We start from the raw sequence: 18,923 nt of genomic DNA on the forward strand, positions 1-18,923 counted from the left end.
TAATAATTGCTTTTAAACAATATAGAATAAAATATATGATAATTTATGAAAAGAGAATGTAAACTATGTTTTAATGAGTCTGATGATATTATTGAAGTTGAAGAAATGATGTTTGGATTCAAAACTTATTTTGAATATTTGTATTGTGATAGTTGCCAAAGCTTGTCTTTGATAAACATTCCAAATAACATGGTAGATTATTATCCTAGAAATTATTATTCTTTTGTAAAAAGGAGTGCGAACAAATTTAAGAATTGGATTTCAAAAAGCAAAAGCGCTAATACTTTAGGAGACTTTTCAATAATCGGTTGTTCCGTTAGGTTTTTAACTGGTAGAAACTCAAACTTGAAGGCTATTAAAATTTGTAAACCAGATAAGAACACCTCAAGAATTTTGGATATTGGTTGTGGAGATGGATTTTTATTAGATAAGTTAAATGAACAAGGATTTAAAAAACTTTTTGGTATTGACCCATATTTAGAGAAAGAAATACAAAAAAACGATTATAAAATTAGAAAGGAAAGTGTAGAAGGTTTGGTTAATGAAAAATGTAAATTTGATATTATTATTTTAAGTCATGTGTTTGAGCATTTTGAAGAACCCCATTCAAGTTTAAAAAATATTTATAAATTACTTGAAAGCAATGGGGCTCTAATACTCAGATCCCCAATAAGTTCCTGCTATGCTTTTAAGAAATATAAAAAAAACTGGTATCAGATAGACGCACCTCGGCATATCTTAATCCCCTCTTTTTCAGGCTTAAAGCAAATGTGCGAAAAACTAGGGTTTCGTTTACAAAATTATTTTTTTGATTCTGACGCCAAACAATTTTTGATTAGTGCAAATTATAAAAGGGGAATTCCTATGATTTCTCAAAATACAAATATTTTAAAAACTAGATTTTATCCAAAAGGAATGTATTTTACAATTTTTTCCAGAATATTAAACTTGAAAGATAAAGGAGATCAAGCTACTTTTATCTTCCAAAAAAAGTAATTTTTATTATGACAAATAGGTCATTGACCAATAGCGTAGAACTTTCAATAGTAATTGTTAATTATAATGGAGCAAAATATCTTCATGATTGTTTAGCATCTGTTCACAAGCAAAGTCAAGGGATTACGTATGAAATAATTATAGTAGACAATAAATCTACCGATAAAAGTCTTGAAATTATTGAAAAGAATTATGCAGAATGCATGCTTATACGCAACACAAAAAACTTGGGATTCGCTAAAGCTAATAACATTGGTGTTAAAAAAAGTAATGGGGAATTTATTTTGCTATTAAATAATGACACTGTTTTATTAAATAATCTAAGACCAGCAATAAATATATTAAGTAAAGATGACGTTGGGGTTGTTGGTATAAAGATGTTGGATTCTAAAAAAAACTACAGAAAATCTACAGGTAATTTTCCCAATCCATTAAGTCTGTTTAAATTGTCTCTTTTAACAAAAAACACTAATGGATTTAGTTCTGGAATATTTAATAAAAATATTTACGAAGTAGATTGGATTGAGGGGTCTTTTCTGTTAACAAAAAGAAGGATTTGGGATCAGCTAGGAGGGTTATGTGAGGATTATTTTATGTATGTAGAGGATGTAGATTTTAGTAAAAGGGTTTCTCTTATTAAAAAAAAGAGAATTTATTTTAACACGCTTTCGTATATTCATTACGGAGGATTTAATGCTAAGCGAGAAAAGCAGTTAATAGATGGATACTTTATTTATATTAATAATTTTTATAGAAACCCCACAAAGGCTATATATAAAACATGTATAACATTAAATAAATTTATAAAGATTATTAAAAATAAGTATTAAGATGTGTAAACACACAAAAAGTAAGCGCCGAATAAAATTATTTTTTTTAACTAGGTTTATTCTAAACGATTTTAGAATACTAACTTTAGGATCTGTTTCAAGAAAAAAGATAAAGTAGTTATGAAAAAATCTATTCTCTTTTTTCACCAATCAGCTGAACTTTATGGATCTGACAAAACCTTATTGTATTTAGTAAAGGACTTAAAAGAAAACTCAGATTATAATCCTATTGTCGTACTTCCAAACGAAGGAGATTTAACGGGCGCATTAAATGATTTGAACATCTCCTATATTACTACTCCAGTACTTAAACTTTCCCGCGGAATGTTTCGTATAAAAGCGTTTTTAAAACTACCGTTTCAGATTATAAAGTCTATTAAATATATTAATAGGCAAATTGAGGGAAAGGAAATTGTACTAATTCATTCAAATACTTTGGCCGTCCTATTAGGAGCTATTTTTGCCAAAATAAAAGGCATTAATCATATTTGGCATATACATGAAATTATTGAACATCCTCATTTAGCAAAGATAATTTATCCCAGACTTGTTAATGTTTTTTCAAAAACGGTAATCTTTAATTCTGTTGCTTCACAAAATAGTATGTGCAAATCTAATGTTAGTCTTATGAAGAAATCTCATGTTGTTTGGAATGGGATTAACAGAAATACAGAAATTTTATGTACAGAAAAAATAGCTCAGATTAAAAGAGGTTATAATATAAATCCAGATAACTTGGTCATAGGTCTAGTGGGTAGGATAAGTAGATGGAAAGGACATGAATTATTACTTGAGGCATTTAATGATTTAGCTGATGAATTCTCAAATATTTCTTTAATTTTTGTAGGTTCAATACCTCCAAACCAATCAATATATAAAGATAAACTAGAAACTAAAATAAAGGATTTTAACTTACAGGATAAATGTTTAATTATACCTTTCCAAAAGGACATCTGGAATTTGTATGATATTTTTGATTTTACGGTAGTACCTTCTACCGAGCCTGAACCTTTTGGATTGGTATCATTAGAAGCCATGGTATCTAAGAAGGCTGTTATAGGTGCAAATCATGGTGGACTAAAAGAAATTATTAAGCATAATGAAACCGGTTTGTTATTTGAACCGAACAACAAAGAAGATTTAAAGTTAAATTTAAGAGTATTAATTACTGATATTAAAAAGAGAAATAAAATTGCAGAGAAAGGATATTTAAACGCAATGAATAATTTTTCTGAAAAAAAATATGTTTCAAATATAATCAGTCTTTACGAAACGCTATGATAAAGTCCGATGATATAAGTAAAATCACACTTCACAAAATTATGTTTGTGCTACTTCTATTAAGTTCATTCTTATTTAATAGCGTTGAAATTATTTTTTTGTTTATTCTCATTTCTTTGGGGATTACTTTTTTAACTTGTAATTTAAAATTTTCCAAAAGTTTTTTAAATATTCTTTTCCCTTTAATTATAATATTTTCTTTGTCTCTTTTTAGTGCCCTTTTCAGGAGTTTCGAAATAATCGATTTTATAAAGGATTTTTTTTATATTTTTAAACCAATAGCTCTTATGTCTCTTGGGTATCTACTAATAAAAAGAATAGGAGATCAAAGGTTTTTTTTAATCAGTATAATTAACGTTGGAGCTTTCCTCGCATTGTTTCATATAAGCATTGTTTTAATTAATTATAAGGAAGTAATGTCTATAGACATGAATCTTTTTAGAACCAGATATGGGCGAGATAATTTTTTAGAACTTATAGCGCTTTTGTTTTTAATTCTAAATTATAGGTTGCCAACACTTAATATTAAGTATAAAAAAGTCATCTTTTTTATTTTAGCAACATCCTTTGTTCTCTATTTTTCAAGAACTATGTTTATTATAATTCTTTTACTTGGGTTGTCTTTTTTTGGATACACCAGGATAACCAGAAAAGGCATCAAATACTTTGGAACACTCATAATTCTATTATTGGGGCTGTATGCATATCTGCTTTCTATAGAGATTGATAGAGATAACGAAGGGACATTAAGTAAATTTATGTATAAGTTAAAAATAGCTCCAGCTGAAATATTTTTAACGGAAATTGATGTTAATAATCATGCTGAATTATGGGATCACTGGAGAGGTTATGAAGTGTTAAAGGCAATAGAAAGTTTAAATAATGATGGCCCGTTATCTTGGGTTTTTGGAAGAGGATTTGGGTCTACGGTCGATTTAGGTTTTAAAGCTCCTTTAGACGACGAAGGAGAAGGGATGCGGTTTATTTCATTACTCCACAATGCATACGGGTTTATTCTATACAAATCGGGTGTATTAGGGCTTTTATCGTTCTTCCTGTTTTTGTTAATATTATACTACAGACCCATTATGCATGGTCAACTTGAACTAAATCGAATCAATAATATTATATTAGGATTTAGCTTTTTTTATTTAATTTCAACACTTGTAATTTCAGGAATTTATAATCCTAGAGATAATTTGACACTCATATTAGGGGGGATTATTTTTTTAAGGGATCATCAAATCAAACTAGAATTTGAAAATAGCAATAATAGGAACTAGAGGTATTCCCAATCATTATAGTGGTTTTGAGCAATTTGCCGAGTTTTTTTCAGTGTATGCAGCAGAAAATGGCTACGATATAACCGTTTATAATTCACATAATCATCTTTATCAGGAAAGCCTATTTAAAGGGGTGAAAATTAGACATAAGTTTGACCCAGAATATTTAGTTGGTACTTTTGGTCAATTTATTTATGATTTTAATTGTATTTTAGATTCCAGAAAAAGAAACTTCGATGTTTTATTACAATTAGGTTATACCAGTAATACTATTTGGCATAAGTTGTTACCAAAAAATACGGTTATTATTAGCAATATGGATGGTTTAGAATGGAAACGCTCTAAATATTCACCAGTGGTAAGAAAATTTTTAAAATATGCCGAAAAACTAGCAGTCAAATCAAGCGACTATTTGATTTCAGACTCTATTGGAATACAAACGTATCTTCTAAAAGAATACAATGCTAAATCAGAGTACATAGCCTATGGTGCAGAGTTGTTTACAGAGCCAAATATTGATATTTTATCTCAATACGATGTAAAAGAAAAAAATTACAATATGCTGGTAGCAAGATTTGAACCAGAAAACAATCTCGAAGTTATATTGGATGGTGTTGTATTAGCCAAAAAGAAAACTACTTTTCTGGTAGTTGGTAACCATCACACCAACAAATTCGGAGCCTATTTAAAAAGCAAATTTAAAAACTACAATTACATTAGATTTGTTGGGGGAATATATAACTTAGAGCATCTAAACAATTTACGATATTATTCAAACTTATATTTTCATGGTCATTCTGTAGGCGGTACAAATCCATCATTGTTGGAAGCAATGGCATCAAAAGCACTGATAATAGCCCATGACAATGAGTTTGCAAAATCAATTTTAGAAAATGACGCATTTTATTTTAGCTCAAAAACAGATGTTAAGAATCATATAGATAGTATAAACAAAGATCAATTCACAGATAAACTGGAAAATTGCTATTCTAAAATTGAACAGAAATTTAAATGGGAAATAATAAATAAAAAGTACTTAGATTTTTTACATGAATGTAATAAACAAAACTAGACTTTTCATTAACTCTACAGAGTTTTTAGCCTATTTAATTGCTCTGGTATTGTCTATGCTTTTTGTGGGATATGCTCCAAGCAGTATTGCGTTAGGACTATTTATTATATTTTCTGTTAGGCATAAAATTATAAATTGGGACAGGGGAACGCTAAATTTAGCTCTGCTGTTACCAATGGCTTTATACCTGCTATTTTCCTTAACATGGTTTTGGACAGTTGATAAAGGTTTAACTAAGACAGGATTAGAGAGAACGGTATGCCTTTTTTTAGTCCCTTTTGCATTTACTATTATCCCGAAAATTACATTAAAAAACCTCCAATTAATTTTAAATATTTTCACTTGGTCAAATGTCTTTTTTGGATTATATTTTTTAATTGATGCGTTTTCCAATTTTTTTAAGACACATTCTTTATACTCTTTTACATACCATAATTTGGTAAGTGCATTAGACTTAAATGCCATTTATGTATCATTAATTTTCTCCATCAGTTTTTTTTATTTGATATCAAATAACAAGAAAAGTATTAAGGATAAATTTTTGATTCTATTTTTTTTGATATTACTGTTGTTATTGTCCTCAAAAATGATGCTTTTTAACTTGTTAATTGGGGGCTTTATATATATTTATAAGAATAAAAATATTAAGATCTACAAGGCAAAATCAATATATATGGTTGTCATAATATTTTTTATAATTGGCATAAGTTCGATTACACTTACCAAAAGATTCCTGTTTGAAAAAGACACCCGCGTTAATGAAATTATTACAAAAAAAGAGTTTGGAAATAGTTACCCATGGACAGGCAGCTCAATAAGGTTACTTCAATTGAGAATATTAAAAGAACAAATTGAAGAAGACAATATTTTTTGGAGAGGGTTTGGATTATTCGCTTCACGACAAAATGTAAAGGAAAGACATCAAGAGTTTGACACCTATTATACGTTTCATAATTATAATTATCATAATCAATACGCCCAAATTTTATCTGAAACGGGTGTTTTTGGATTAATTTTACTGTTAGCAATGATCTTGACAGCTATGATTAAAGCGATAAGAACTAATAATTTTTTATTTATTATGTTTTGTGTTACTACAACAATGATATTTTTTACAGAGTCATTATTATGGAGACAACAAGGGCTATTTGTATTCACAATATTTTATTGTTTAATTGTGAGTATTAACTTGAATAAAAAAGCCTTAAACTCTAAAATTATACTATAAAAAATAACTTATAATGTCTTTAATAACGACTAATCATTGTTGATTTTTCTATATATTAAATTATATTTGTTTTTAGTAAAAACAACAAATTAGCTTATGGCAAACAAAGAAGGTTATTCTAGTTGGATAAAGCCATCATTGTATATAATAGATTTGTTATTTATTTCAGGTTTTCTAAATATTTTCTTAACACAAAAGCCAATAGATCTAATTTTTTTTATTAGTTTTTGGATAATTCTTTCAATATCCTTCTCTTTCTATAAAGTTTACAGATACACTAAAATTATTAAAATAGTTTCTTTGCTATCTAAGCAAATAACAACATTTGTCTTATTAATTTTTACTTATTTATACATAAATGATTCAAAAATTCTTTTTGAAAATGTTGTTATATTTTTTGTTTTTACATTGGTAATATTTAATATATGGAGGATATTTTTGCACATAATCTTTAGAAAATATAGAATTATAACCGGTAGTAATTATAAGCAAGTTGTAATAATAGGAAGAAATGAATCCACGAAAAAGTTAGAAGAATTTTTTAATTATAATCTAGGATATGGCTATAAGTTTGTAGGATATTTTACTAATGAAGAAAATAATGATAAAAAAGGGTCTATTGCTCAAAGCTTTGATTTTATATTAAAAAATAAAATAGATGAAGTTTATTGTTCAGTAAAAGAATTAACAAATAACCAAATAAAGGAGTTTATTGATTTCTGTGATATAAATTTAAAAACGTTAAAATTTATTCCTGATAGCGAAGAATTATTTAGTAAAAATTTATACTTGAATTATTACGATATTACACCAATACTCTCATTACGAGATATTCCGTTAGATGACCCAATAAATGCTGCAACGAAACGAATTTTTGATATAATTTTTTCTAGTATAGTAATAATTTTTGTTCTTTCTTGGCTAATACCCATATTGGGTTTAATAATAATCTTAGAAAGCAGAGGACCCATTTTTTTTCAGCAAAACCGGCCAGGAATCAAAGAAAAAGGATTTGGGTGCTACAAATTTAGATCGATGACTTTAAATTCTAGATCAGAGGATTCTGCCACTAGAAATGACGCTAGGGTGACTCGTGTAGGAAAGTTTATTAGAAGAACAAGTATTGATGAATTGCCACAGTTTTTCAATGTATTGTTTGGAACCATGTCGGTCGTCGGACCGCGCCCACATTTGTGGAGACAAAATAAAATGTATGGCACGAAAATTTCTAAATACATGATGAGACATTTTGTAAAACCAGGGGTTACAGGTTTAGCACAAGTGAGAGGCTATAGAGGGGAGATTGAAACAAGAGAAGATATTGTAAATAGAACAAAGTATGATGTATTTTACATTGAAAACTGGTCTTTACTTTTAGATTTTAATATAATTATTCAAACTGTCTTGAATATGTTTAAAGGTGAAGAAAAGGCGTATTAATTAATTTTAGAAAGAAGAATGAAAGTATCAGTAATAGGAACGGGTTATGTGGGTTTGGTTACAGGAACCTGTTTAGCAGAAACAGGAAATAATGTATTGTGCGTAGATATTGATAAGAAAAAGGTCGATAAAATGAAAAAAGGGGTTGTGCCAATTTATGAGCCCCATTTAGATGTGTTATTTCAAAGAAATATTAAGGCCAAGAGATTAAATTTTTCTACGTCATTAAAAGAAGGTGTAGAGCATGGAGATATTATATTTCTAGCATTGCCAACACCAGAAGACGGAGATGGTTCTGCAGATTTATCTTATGTGTTAGGATGCGCCTCAGATATTGGGAAGCTATTAAAATGCTATAAAGTTATAGTTGATAAAAGTACTGTTCCTGTTGGTACAGCTGAAAGAGTATGCGAAGTAATTTCTAGTCATACAGATGTTGAATTTGATGTAGTCTCAAACCCTGAGTTTCTGCGTGAAGGATTTGCTGTAGATGATTTTTTAAAACCGGAGCGAATAGTTATTGGTTCAAGTTCTCAAAAGGCGATTGAGTTAATGGAAAAACTTTATAAGCCTTTTGTTAGATCAGGTAATCCAATAATTATTATGGACGAAAAATCTGCTGAACTTACTAAATATGCAGCTAATTCATTTTTAGCGACCAAAATCACTTTCATGAATGAAATTGCTAATTTTTGTGAAAAAGTAGGTGCAGATGTTGATAAAGTACGAGCAGGAATGGGGACAGATTCTAGAATTGGAAAACGGTTTTTGTTTCCAGGAATAGGTTACGGAGGTTCTTGTTTTCCAAAAGACGTAAAAGCATTATACAAATCTGGTAAAGATTTAGGCTATGAGTTTGATATATTAAATGCCGTTATAAAAGTAAACGATATTCAAAAGAAAATTTTAATCCCAAGAATTGAAACCTATTTCAACAATGACATAAAGGGTAAAACTTTTGCGATCTGGGGTTTAGCGTTTAAACCTGAAACAGATGATATTAGAGAAGCACCAGCTTTATACATCATTGAGGCTTTATTGAGTAAAGGGGCTAATGTCCAGGTTTTTGATCCAGAAGCAATGCCAAACGTAAAATTAAAATTTGGAAATCAAATATTATATGCATTAAACAAAGATGAGGCAACGGTAAATGCAGATGCGTTAATAATTTGTACAGAATGGAGTCTTTTTCGTACGCCTGATTTTGATAAATTAAAAACGAGTTTAAACCAACCAGTAATTTTTGATGGTCGAAACCTGTATGATATAAAGGAAATGCAGCAAGAAGGGTTTTATTATAGTTCAATCGGAAGAGAAACAAAAGGGAAATGAAAAAAACATTAATAACAGGAGCCGCAGGGTTTTTAGGATCTCATCTGTGTGATCGATTTATTCGAGAAGGCTATAAAGTTATTGGAATGGATAATTTTATTACTGGTGATAAAAGGAATATTCAACATTTAATAAATCATCCAAATTTTGAATTTATTGAACATGACGTTACAGAGCACATCATTGTTGAAGGACCATTAGATTATATACTTCATTTCGCATCGCCAGCTAGTCCTATAGATTACCTAAAAATACCAATTCAAACATTAAAAGTAGGGTCATTAGGGACTCATAATTTATTAGGTTTAGCTAAAGCTAAAAAAGCAAGAATTTTGATTGCATCAACATCCGAAATTTATGGAGATCCCTTAGTACACCCCCAAACGGAAGATTATTATGGGAATGTAAATACTATAGGACCAAGAGGCGTATATGATGAAGCTAAAAGGTTTCAAGAATCTATAACCATGGCTTATCATCGGTTTCATGGGTTAGAGACTCGAATAGTTCGTATTTTTAATACCTATGGTCCAAGAATGAGACTGAATGATGGGCGAGTGATTCCTGCATTTATGGGACAAGCATTGCGTGGTGAGGATTTAACCATATTTGGTGATGGTTCACAAACCAGATCATTTTGTTATGTAGATGATCAGGTGGAGGGTATTTACAGGCTTTTATTAAGTGATTATGTATATCCTGTGAACATTGGTAATCCACATGAAATATCAATTAAGGATTTTGCTGAAGAGATTATAAAGTTAACAGGCACAACTCAAAAAGTGATTTACAAAGAATTACCAGTGAATGATCCTATGCAGAGACAACCAGATATAACTTTAGCAAGGAAATTATTAGGCTGGGAGCCAAAAGTGGATAGAGCTGAAGGAATGAAAATCACTTTTGATTATTTTAAGAGTTTAACAGAAGAAGAGCTTTATAAAAGTGAGCATAAGGATTTTACGGGCTATATAAACAAGTAGCTTATGGAATTTAAACGTGGCAGATATTCATGGCTATTAAGACCAATTTTAATTATCTATGATATTTTTGTCATTAATTATTTAGCTTTTTGTTTCTTAAAATTAAATGAAAATAATTTATACTTTTTTTCATTTAATTTTCTCAATAATAAACACCTATTATATTTTATATATTCAGTCGTTCTGTGGCTTATATCTACTGTATTTTTAAATTTTTATAAAGTTTATAGATACACCTCATTTTTAAATATAATGTCTCTTTTAATAAAACAGTTTCTGGTTTTTGGATTAATTGTTTTTGCTTTTGTGGGGGCGTTTAGATCCATAAAAATGCCAGCAACAATCACCTTAAATTATTTACTATATTCATTCGTTGCAATTGGATTTATTAAAATATTAAGTTTTTATGTATTAAAAACATTTCGCTTATACTATAAAGGAAACACAAGAAATGTTATTATAGCAGGTAGTGGAGATAGTATTGAAGAACTAAGATCTTTTTTTACAAAAAGAAAAGAACTTGGATATAATGTAAAAGGTGTTTTTAATAATTCAAAAGACAGAAAGACTACGGGTACAATTTCAGAATGTTTTAATTTTTTAGAAACTAATGGTAATATTGATGAAATATATTGTTCTATTGACGAATTAACTGAAAAAGAAGTTAATAAATTTGTTAAGTACGCTAACATAAATCACTGTAACATTAAATTTGTACCTAATAGACTTAAACTATATACAAAGCGCCTTCATACAGATTATTATACATATATTCCAGTATTATCAATTCAAGACGGTATACTCAATAATGAATTTGTAAAATTCATTAAAAGAAGTTTTGATATTATTTTTTCGCTATTTATAATAATTTTTGTGCTCTCTTGGCTTTCTTTAATTTTATTTATTTTAATTAAAATTGAATCGAAAGGCCCCTTGTTTTATAGACATAAAAGAAATGGTATTAACTATAAAGAATTCTATTGTTATAAATATAGATCTTTAACAATTACCGAAGAAATTAAAGGAACATATGTAAAACAAGATGATAGTAGAGTAACAAATATTGGTAAGTTTTTGCGTAAAACTAATTTAGATGAACTGCCACAATTTATCAACGTTTTAATTGGCGATATGAGCGTTGTGGGCCCAAGACCGCATATGTTATCTTACACTGAAGACTATTCAAAAATAATTGATAAATACAATTTTATTTTTAGACATCATGTTAAACCAGGAATTACAGGTCTAGCTCAAATTAAAGGTTATAGAGGAGAGGTAGAAACCGACCAAGACATTATTAACAGAATTAAGTATGATATTTTCTATATTGAAAACTGGTCCTTATTATTAGATGTTAAAATTATTTTTCAAACAATAATTAACGTGTTTAAAGGAGATGAAAAAGCTTATTAATATTATATATTGAAACCATTAGTTTCTATTATTACCCCCATGTTTAATTCTGAAGTATTTATTTCAGAAACCATCAATAGCGTATTAAATCAAACATTTTTAAACTGGGAATTACTTTTAATAGATGATTATTCTAGCGATAAAACTATCGCCATTGTAAATGAGTTTATCACACAAACCCCGAATATTAAACTTCTTAAAAATGAAGCAAATCTGGGTGCGGCCATTTCCAGAAATAAGGGAATTATGGAGGCTCAAGGAGATTATATCGCTTTTTTAGATGCTGATGATTTATGGAAACCTGAAAAACTTCAAATTCAAATTGAATTTATGCAGACGGAAGATTGCGATGTATGTTTTAGTTGTTACGAACAAATTAATGAAACAGGCAAACCACTAAACAAATTGATAAAAGCATTGCCTGAACTTACTTATAAGAAATTTTTAAAAAGTAATTACATCGGAAATCTAACAGGTATGTACAACGCGAATGTATTAGGCAAAATAACAACTCCTGATTTACGAAAAAGACAAGACTGGGCAATGTGGTTAGATGCTATTAAAAAGTCTGGTAAGCCTGCTAGAAGTATCCAGGAATCGTTGGCTTATTACAGGGTAAGAAAAGACTCCATGTCTTCAAACAAACTTAATCTTATTAAATATAATTATTTAGTCTACAAAAAAGGTTTAGGGTTTTCAACCTTAAAATCTATTTATTATATGCTCATATTTTTAAGAGAGCATTTCTTTATAAAATCAAAACAAATAGTTTCTACAAATAAGATTTAAACTGTTTTAGCTTACCACTGTTCGAACGTTTTAAAACAGTTTTACGTTCAAAATCAACAATTAAATTTGGTTCTAAATATTTAGCAATGGCTTTTTTTGTTTTGGTTAAATTTTCTTCAGAAAGTTCATAACCACTCACATAGCTTATCTTAAAAGTATCAATCTTAAGTTGCTCAATAATAAATTCTTTAACGTTGCCATCATCTTCAATAATCGTTTTTGTAACGTAATAAAAAGTTAACCCAGCTGCTTTTTTACCACTTGGTAGCTTAACAATATCATCTGTTCGTCCAACTAATGATTCTAAAATTGGTTTCCTCACAGTGCTTTCTTTTGAAAGTTTGCCAATATCCCCTAAATCGTATCGAATAAAAGGATGTGCTTTATTGTAAAGCGATGTTATAACAATTCTCCCCAATTCCCCGTAAGGTAAAATCGAATTATTTTCGTCAACTATTTCAAGATATAAATCATCAGTATTTACAAGCCATTCGGTTTTTGGGTTTTGAAAAGCAATTAAGCCCAGCTCAGCAGCGCCGTATTCATTAACCACTGGAACCCCAAACCGTTCTTCTAAAAGAGACCTATCTTCCTCAAAAAGCATTTCAGAAGTTACTATACAAACTTTTAACGAAGGACAAATAGTTTGTAATATTATGTTTTCTTGTTTTAAGTATTTTGCAAATTGGACAATAGAACTTGTATAACCATTTATATAATTAAACTTTGTTGTTTTGAATTTGCTTAGATTTTTTTTAAGTTGTTTGTCGCTTAAATCGAATACAGAAAACCGATAGCGCTTACTTAAAAAATCTTTAAATCGTTCTTTATAATAGCCTTTTTTGTTCAATGGGATACCGTAAAAACGCGCCTGCATAGAAGAGTTAAAATCTATATCAAACCAGTCATAACGTTTTATAAAACCAGCCCAGGTTAAAGCATGGCAATATTTGTCTTTTACAAAAACAAAAGGATCGCCCGATGAACCGGAAGTTTTGTTTACATAACTGTTTTTTTTAAAAAACCCTTCCGACAATCGATTTTTCAAAGGTTGTTGTAAATCTCTTTTCGTCATTATGGGAATACTGTTCCAATCATTTAGATTGGCCTTTTTAGCAAATGACTTATAAAACGGATTATGTTTTAAATGAAAATCTACAATTTCCTCTTTTTTTTGAGATTGGTATTTTTCAAATTCCGTATCATTTATTTTTTGAATGGCCTCAATAGCTCGTTTAGCCTTTTTTAAAGGAAACCCGTTAATCCACAAAGACAAATTAAATAACTTCAAAATAAATGAGTGAGATATGAAGGTGTAAAGTAAAGAAATATTTCAGAAAACAGTAATTCAGAGGATTTATTAATTCTTTTTATAATAATTCTTTTTTAAGATTAAAAGCCGTTATTTTTGTTCATCAAAAGAAAACAAAACACAATGAATATCTTAATTCTTGGTTCTGGCGGAAGAGAACACACCTTTGCATGGAAAATTGCTCAAAGTCCTTTATGTAAAAATCTTTTTGTGGCTCCAGGAAATTCTGGAACTTCTGAAATTGCAACTAATGTAAATATTAGTGTTACTGATTTTGAAGCCATTAAAGAACTTGTAATGCAAAAGCAAATTGACATGGTGGTTGTAGGCCCAGAAGATCCGTTGGTGTTAGGTATTCATGACTTCTTTTTAAATGATAATAACTTAAAACACGTTTCTGTGATTGGTCCACAAAAGAAGGCCGCAGAACTTGAAGGCAGCAAGGAATTTGCTAAAGAGTTTTTATTCAGACACCATATTCCCACGGCTGCTTATGAAAGTTTTACCAAAGAAACAGTGGATAATGGTTTTGCTTTTTTAGAAACTTTGAAACCACCATATGTTTTAAAAGCTGATGGTTTAGCTGCCGGTAAAGGTGTTGTAATTTTAAATGATTTAAAAGAGGCAAAAGCCGAATTAAAAAGCATGTTGGTTGATGCCAAGTTCGGTAAAGCGAGTGATAAAGTGGTTATTGAAGAGTTTTTAGATGGTATTGAGTTAAGTTGTTTTGTGCTCACTGATGGTAAAAATTATAAAATTTTACCAACCGCCAAAGATTATAAACGTATTGGTGAAGGAGATACCGGATTGAATACAGGCGGTATGGGAGCTGTGTCTCCTGTTCCTTTTGCAACGGATGAGTTTCTTAGTAAAATTGAAGAGCAGATTGTAAAACCAACAATTAAAGGATTTCAAAAAGATAATTTACCTTATATAGGATTCGTGTTTATTGGTCTTATAAAAGTGGGTGACAATCCAAAGGTGATTGAGTATAATGTTAGAATGGGTGATCCAGAGACTGAGGTCGTGCTTCCAAGACTTAAAAATGATTTTGTTGAGATACTTCAAGCAATGGCAAATGGAACATTAGACAAAATAAATATTGAAATAGACAAGAGAGCTGCAACAACTATTATGTTAGTTTCAGGTGGTTATCCTGAAGCTTATGAAAAAGGAATGCGAATTTCAGGTATTAACAATATTGAAGACTCTATTCCTTTTCATGCAGGAGCAAGTATTGTGGGCGGTGAAGTAGTGACTTCTGGAGGACGTGTAATGGCTATTACGTCTTATGGAAATACTTATAAAGAGGCCATAAAAAAATCTTATCAAAACATAGAAAAGCTACATTTTGATAAGATGTATTATCGAAAAGATATAGGATTTGACTTATAAATAGGAATGAGCACTGATGCTTTTGTCCTCTTCCTTATTATCATTAAAAGATTTTAATTGCAGCATCCAATATGCAAATGCAACTAAACCGATAATTAAAAAAAGCCAAGACATACCGTTTGCTCCCCACCAATTTTTAAGCTCTAATGCTCTTAAAGCATCAAAAGGAGCGAAAAGAACATTTACAAATAAATCTTGTATAGCGTAAAAGAAATCTTTCATAGTTAGTATATTTACCAAGCAAAAATACAAAAAGAGTTAATGATAACAAGTATTTTTAATAAATCAAAGCCAATAAATTTTGTCATTGTTTTTTTTATAATGCTATTGGCTTTTTCGGTCGCTAATGTAAAACCTTTTTTAGAATCTGTTTCTGTTAGTTTTTTCTTTGAAAAAACAGCTTGGTTTGTGGTGTGTTATTTTACCATTTTACTTTTCAATTTTATTGTAGTTAAAAACAGTTTAACTAAAAACAATCATTATCAAATTCTATTATTTGGTTTGTTTTTTTTAATGTTGCCTCAATGCTCCTTAGATGGAAGTGTCTTGATGGCAAATATTTTTGTGATGTTTGGTTTAAGACGTCTTTTAAGTCTTAGAACCCAAATAAAAATCAAGAAAAAGTTATTTGACACAGCCATTTGGTTTGCTGTAGCTACCCTGTTTTATTTTTGGGCGATTTTATTTTTTATATTAATTTTTGCCACACTGCTTTTATATACCGATAATAGAGTAAAAAACTGGGTTGTTCCTTTTGCTGGATTAGCTACGGTATTGGTGATTTCAATAAGTGCTTCAGTGGTTATTTATAATAATTTTTTTGAAATAATCAATCTATCAACTACCACAAGCTATAATTACAGTAACTATAATACAATGCCCTATTTAATTGCGATTACTATGCTATTCTCCTTTGGGGTTTGGGCATCTATTTTTTATGTTAAACTTGTTCAGAAGAAAAAGAAGACTTATAGACCTTCATTTAAAATTATTTTTATTTATGTCATTATAGCGTTTGTTACAGCTATTCTGTCACCACAAAAAAACGGAAGTGAGTTTTTGTTTTTATTTGCTCCATTAGCTATAATTATGGGTAATTATATTGAAAGTATAAAAGAAAAGTGGTTTAAAGAACTGTTTGTTTCTGTTTTATTGGTGGTTCCTTTTCTTTTACTAATGCTGTAACTTTTCTCCAAAAGACAAATCACCTGCATCACCTAATCCAGGAATAATATATCCTTTTTCGTTTAATTTTTTGTCAACAGTAGCAATCCATAAATGGGTGTCTTTAGAAAAATAATCACACACATAGTCAACTCCTTCTTGAGCCCCAATAGTACTGACTAGATGTATGGCTTTTGGTTTCCCATAGGGCTTTAAGGCTTCAAATGTGGAAACCATTGACCTGCCGGTTGCTAACATAGGATCTGCTAAAATGAGGGTTTTGTTTTCTAAATTTGGACAGGCTAAATATTCAACAATGATTTCGAAATTATCAGAATCTCCTTCATGATGTCTGTAGGCAGAAATAAAAGCATTTTCAGCAGTGTCAAAATAGTTAAGCAGACCATTATGAAGTGGAATTCCTGCTCTTAAAATAGAGCATAAAACAATGTCGTTTTGAATTAAATTAATTTGTGAAGTCCCTAACGGTGTTTTAATATCAACCAAGTTATAATCTAAAACCTTACTCATTTCATAACCTAAAATTTCACCAATACGCTCAATGTTTCTTCTAAAGCGCATGCGGTCTTTCTGAACAGTAACATCTCTTATTTCTGAAATAAAAGTGTTTAATAAGGAATTTTTTTGTGATAAATTATGAATATGCATGTGTGACTAGGTATGTTTCGAGTAGTAAAGTTAATTAATTAGAAGTATATTTGCACTTTAAAATAGTTACATCATGTTTACATCAAAAGCTAATGCCATTTTTCAGGACGTCATTAAACAATATCACATCCTTAATACCGTTGATCAACCTTTTAAAAACAAGTATGATGAAAGCGAATTATTAGAACACTTACTCTACAGAAAATGTTGGATTGATACTGTTCAATGGCATTTTGAAGACATTATTAGAGACCCAAAAATTGATCCTGTTGCTGCCTTAGTATTGAAGCGTAAAATTGATGCCTCTAATCAAGACAGAACAGATATGGTTGAATATATTGACAGCTATTTTCTTACTAAATATAAAGATGTAAAAGCAAAGGCCAATGCCACAATAAATACGGAAAGTCCCGCTTGGGGCATTGATCGTTTATCAATTTTAGCATTGAAGATATATCATATGAATGAAGAAGCAACACGAAAAGATGCTTCTGTTGAACATAGAAATGCTTGTCAAAAAAAGCTAGATATTTTATTGGAGCAACGCGTAGATTTATCTACCGCTATTGATACTTTGCTAGCTGATATTGAAAAAGGAGACAAATACATGAAAGTGTATAAGCAAATGAAAATGTATAATGATGATGAACTAAATCCGGTGCTTCGAACTCAAAAATAAGTTTCAACCCCTTTTAATTTTAGTTTACTAAAAAAGATGCCCGATAAACACGCACACATTCTTGTTATTCGGCTTTCAGCAATGGGAGATGTTGCCATGACAGTGCCTATTTTAAGAGCATTAATTAATCAATATCCTAAAGTAAAATTAACGGTTCTTACCACGCAGCTTTTCAAGCCCTTTTTTAGAGATTTAGTAAACACAAAGGTATTTGTGGCAGATGTTAAAGGCACTCATAAAGGTTTTTTTGGGCTCTATAAATTATCAAAAGAACTAAAATTACTTCACATTAATGCCGTTGCAGACTTACATAATGTATTACGTTCAAATATTTTAAAAAGCTTTTTCTCTGGCTATAATTTTGTTCAAATTGACAAGGGAAGAAAGGAAAAAAAAGAGTTAGTTTCAGGAAAATCCTTCAGACAACTTAAAACAACTCATGAACGTTACGCTGAGGTTTTTGAAAAATTAGGTTTTCCGCTTGATCTTTCTAGTCCAAAATTCCCAGCAAGAGCTTTATTAAACACAAAAACAGAAAGTTTGATAGGGGAAAAAGGCAATAATGTTATTGGCATTGCTCCTTTTGCGGCTCATGAAGGAAAAATGTATCCTTTAGATTTAATGAAACAAGTCGTTGAAGTGCTTTCTAAAGAACATCAAATTCTTTTATTTGGAGGCGGAAATAAGGAAGTTGAAGCCTTAAATAAGATGGCAGAATCTTATGAAAACGTGATTAATTTGGCAGGAAAAATAGATCTTGACGAGCAGATTGATGTCATTTCAAATTTAGATGTGATGCTGTCTATGGATTCAGGAAATGCGCATATCGCTGCTATGCTTGGAGTTAAAGTAATAACTCTTTGGGGTGTGACACATCCATATGCAGGCTTTGCACCTTTTAACCAGCCAGAAGACTATATGTTGTTATCTGATAGAAATACATTTCCAAAAATTCCAACCTCTGTTTTTGGAAATAAATTTCCAGAAAGCTATAAAGAAGTATCAAGAACTATTGAGCCAAAAACGGTTATTAATAAAATAAGATCTGTTATCTAAA

19 protein-coding genes are annotated in these 18,923 nt (G+C 29.9%); 15 read left to right on the forward strand and 4 right to left on the reverse strand.

Going from position 1 to position 18,923, the window contains the following annotated elements; genetic code table 11:
• Positions 1-45: 45 nt before the first annotated feature.
• From V8G56_RS01335 to V8G56_RS01355, 5 genes are all read left to right on the forward strand, one after another.
• Positions 46-996 (forward strand): class I SAM-dependent methyltransferase, encoded by a 951-nt coding sequence (locus V8G56_RS01335; protein ID WP_395436647.1) that lies wholly within the window; start codon positions 46-48, stop codon positions 994-996.
• A gap of 8 nt (positions 997-1,004) precedes the next feature.
• Positions 1,005-1,826: a glycosyltransferase family 2 protein gene (locus V8G56_RS01340; protein ID WP_395436648.1), complete on the forward strand. Its 822-nt coding sequence runs from the start codon at positions 1,005-1,007 to the stop codon at positions 1,824-1,826.
• 120 nt (positions 1,827-1,946) lie between these two features.
• Positions 1,947-3,107: a glycosyltransferase family 4 protein gene (locus V8G56_RS01345; protein WP_395436649.1), complete on the forward strand. Its 1,161-nt coding sequence runs from the start codon at positions 1,947-1,949 to the stop codon at positions 3,105-3,107.
• A 428-nt stretch (positions 3,108-3,535) separates the two neighbouring features.
• On the forward strand, positions 3,536-4,390 hold the full coding sequence (locus V8G56_RS01350) for a hypothetical protein (protein WP_395436650.1): 855 nt from the start codon (positions 3,536-3,538) through the stop codon (positions 4,388-4,390).
• Positions 4,365-5,462 (forward strand): DUF1972 domain-containing protein, encoded by a 1,098-nt coding sequence (locus tag V8G56_RS01355; RefSeq protein ID WP_395436651.1) that lies wholly within the window; start codon positions 4,365-4,367, stop codon positions 5,460-5,462. The genes V8G56_RS01350 and V8G56_RS01355 overlap by 26 nt, the downstream gene beginning before the upstream one ends.
• Before the next feature lie 30 nt (positions 5,463-5,492).
• Here V8G56_RS01355 and V8G56_RS01360 read toward each other — a convergent pair whose 3' ends face one another.
• Positions 5,493-5,927, reverse strand: coding sequence for a hypothetical protein (locus V8G56_RS01360; protein WP_395436652.1), 435 nt, complete (start codon positions 5,925-5,927; stop codon positions 5,493-5,495).
• Positions 5,928-6,003: 76 nt separating this feature from the next.
• Between V8G56_RS01360 and V8G56_RS01365 the strand changes: the two genes are divergently transcribed.
• The 6 genes from V8G56_RS01365 (at position 6,004) to V8G56_RS01390 (ending at position 12,647) form a co-directional block, all read left to right on the forward strand.
• Entirely contained in the window at positions 6,004-6,690 is a 687-nt protein-coding gene (locus tag V8G56_RS01365; RefSeq protein WP_395436653.1) for an O-antigen ligase family protein, read from the forward strand.
• A 96-nt stretch (positions 6,691-6,786) separates the two neighbouring features.
• Entirely contained in the window at positions 6,787-8,130 is a 1,344-nt protein-coding gene (locus V8G56_RS01370; RefSeq protein ID WP_395436654.1) for an exopolysaccharide biosynthesis polyprenyl glycosylphosphotransferase, read from the forward strand.
• Positions 8,131-8,148: 18 nt separating this feature from the next.
• Positions 8,149-9,462, forward strand: coding sequence for a UDP-glucose dehydrogenase family protein (locus tag V8G56_RS01375; protein ID WP_395436655.1), 1,314 nt, complete (start codon positions 8,149-8,151; stop codon positions 9,460-9,462).
• Positions 9,459-10,445, forward strand: coding sequence for a UDP-glucuronic acid decarboxylase family protein (locus tag V8G56_RS01380; RefSeq protein WP_395436656.1), 987 nt, complete (start codon positions 9,459-9,461; stop codon positions 10,443-10,445). The genes V8G56_RS01375 and V8G56_RS01380 overlap by 4 nt, the downstream gene beginning before the upstream one ends.
• Positions 10,446-10,448: 3 nt before the next feature.
• On the forward strand, positions 10,449-11,858 hold the full coding sequence (locus V8G56_RS01385; protein WP_395436658.1) for an exopolysaccharide biosynthesis polyprenyl glycosylphosphotransferase: 1,410 nt from the start codon (positions 10,449-10,451) through the stop codon (positions 11,856-11,858).
• 9 nt (positions 11,859-11,867) lie between these two features.
• Positions 11,868-12,647, forward strand: a complete 780-nt coding sequence (locus tag V8G56_RS01390) for a glycosyltransferase family 2 protein (RefSeq protein WP_395436659.1) — start codon at positions 11,868-11,870, stop codon at positions 12,645-12,647.
• Here V8G56_RS01390 and V8G56_RS01395 read toward each other — a convergent pair.
• On the reverse strand, positions 12,631-13,938 hold the full coding sequence (locus V8G56_RS01395) for a phenylacetate--CoA ligase family protein (protein ID WP_395436660.1): 1,308 nt from the start codon (positions 13,936-13,938) through the stop codon (positions 12,631-12,633). The genes V8G56_RS01390 and V8G56_RS01395 overlap by 17 nt on opposite strands.
• Before the next feature lie 144 nt (positions 13,939-14,082).
• Between V8G56_RS01395 and purD the strand changes: the two genes are divergently transcribed.
• Complete coding sequence (gene purD / locus V8G56_RS01400) at positions 14,083-15,354, forward strand: phosphoribosylamine--glycine ligase (RefSeq protein WP_395436661.1); 1,272 nt, start codon at positions 14,083-14,085, stop codon at positions 15,352-15,354.
• Here purD and V8G56_RS01405 read toward each other — a convergent pair.
• Entirely contained in the window at positions 15,349-15,576 is a 228-nt protein-coding gene (locus V8G56_RS01405; protein ID WP_395436662.1) for a DUF6341 family protein, read from the reverse strand. The two genes, purD and V8G56_RS01405, sit on opposite strands and share 6 nt — an antisense overlap.
• Before the next feature lie 39 nt (positions 15,577-15,615).
• On the opposite strand from V8G56_RS01405, the gene V8G56_RS01410 reads away from it, so the two are divergent.
• Positions 15,616-16,539, forward strand: coding sequence for a DUF6427 family protein (locus V8G56_RS01410; RefSeq protein WP_395436663.1), 924 nt, complete (start codon positions 15,616-15,618; stop codon positions 16,537-16,539).
• Here V8G56_RS01410 and upp read toward each other — a convergent pair.
• Complete coding sequence (gene upp, locus V8G56_RS01415) at positions 16,528-17,187, reverse strand: uracil phosphoribosyltransferase (protein ID WP_395436664.1); 660 nt, start codon at positions 17,185-17,187, stop codon at positions 16,528-16,530. The genes V8G56_RS01410 and upp overlap by 12 nt on opposite strands.
• A 73-nt stretch (positions 17,188-17,260) precedes the next feature.
• Between upp and V8G56_RS01420 the strand changes: the two genes are divergently transcribed.
• Both V8G56_RS01420 and V8G56_RS01425 read left to right on the forward strand, forming a co-directional pair.
• Positions 17,261-17,866, forward strand: coding sequence for a DUF4254 domain-containing protein (locus tag V8G56_RS01420; protein ID WP_395436666.1), 606 nt, complete (start codon positions 17,261-17,263; stop codon positions 17,864-17,866).
• Between the two features lie 36 nt (positions 17,867-17,902).
• Positions 17,903-18,922, forward strand: coding sequence for a glycosyltransferase family 9 protein (locus V8G56_RS01425; protein WP_395436667.1), 1,020 nt, complete (start codon positions 17,903-17,905; stop codon positions 18,920-18,922).
• The last annotated feature ends 1 nt before the right edge of the window (position 18,923 follow it).

Origin of the sequence: Gaetbulibacter aquiaggeris (assembly GCF_044003965.1) — a bacterium.
Classification (GTDB): Bacteria; Bacteroidota; Bacteroidia; order Flavobacteriales; family Flavobacteriaceae; genus Yeosuana; species Yeosuana aquiaggeris.

What these genes read in the sequence shown, in the direction of transcription:
- V8G56_RS01335 (WP_395436647.1), top strand. Translation starts at nt 46, where the DNA reads ATGAAAAGAGAATGTAAACTATGTTTTAATGAGTCTGATGATATTATT.
- V8G56_RS01340 (WP_395436648.1), top strand. Translation starts at nt 1,005, where the DNA reads ATGACAAATAGGTCATTGACCAATAGCGTAGAACTTTCAATAGTAATT.
- V8G56_RS01345 (WP_395436649.1), top strand. Translation starts at nt 1,947, where the DNA reads ATGAAAAAATCTATTCTCTTTTTTCACCAATCAGCTGAACTTTATGGA.
- V8G56_RS01350 (WP_395436650.1), top strand. Translation starts at nt 3,536, where the DNA reads ATGAATCTTTTTAGAACCAGATATGGGCGAGATAATTTTTTAGAACTT.
- V8G56_RS01360 (WP_395436652.1), bottom strand. Translation starts at nt 5,927, where the DNA reads ATGGCATTTAAGTCTAATGCACTTACCAAATTATGGTATGTAAAAGAG.
- V8G56_RS01370 (WP_395436654.1), top strand. Translation starts at nt 6,787, where the DNA reads ATGGCAAACAAAGAAGGTTATTCTAGTTGGATAAAGCCATCATTGTAT.
- V8G56_RS01375 (WP_395436655.1), top strand. Translation starts at nt 8,149, where the DNA reads ATGAAAGTATCAGTAATAGGAACGGGTTATGTGGGTTTGGTTACAGGA.
- V8G56_RS01380 (WP_395436656.1), top strand. Translation starts at nt 9,459, where the DNA reads ATGAAAAAAACATTAATAACAGGAGCCGCAGGGTTTTTAGGATCTCAT.
- V8G56_RS01385 (WP_395436658.1), top strand. Translation starts at nt 10,449, where the DNA reads ATGGAATTTAAACGTGGCAGATATTCATGGCTATTAAGACCAATTTTA.
- purD (WP_395436661.1), top strand. Translation starts at nt 14,083, where the DNA reads ATGAATATCTTAATTCTTGGTTCTGGCGGAAGAGAACACACCTTTGCA.
- V8G56_RS01405 (WP_395436662.1), bottom strand. Translation starts at nt 15,576, where the DNA reads ATGAAAGATTTCTTTTACGCTATACAAGATTTATTTGTAAATGTTCTT.
- V8G56_RS01410 (WP_395436663.1), top strand. Translation starts at nt 15,616, where the DNA reads ATGATAACAAGTATTTTTAATAAATCAAAGCCAATAAATTTTGTCATT.
- upp (WP_395436664.1), bottom strand. Translation starts at nt 17,187, where the DNA reads ATGCATATTCATAATTTATCACAAAAAAATTCCTTATTAAACACTTTT.
- V8G56_RS01420 (WP_395436666.1), top strand. Translation starts at nt 17,261, where the DNA reads ATGTTTACATCAAAAGCTAATGCCATTTTTCAGGACGTCATTAAACAA.
- V8G56_RS01425 (WP_395436667.1), top strand. Translation starts at nt 17,903, where the DNA reads ATGCCCGATAAACACGCACACATTCTTGTTATTCGGCTTTCAGCAATG.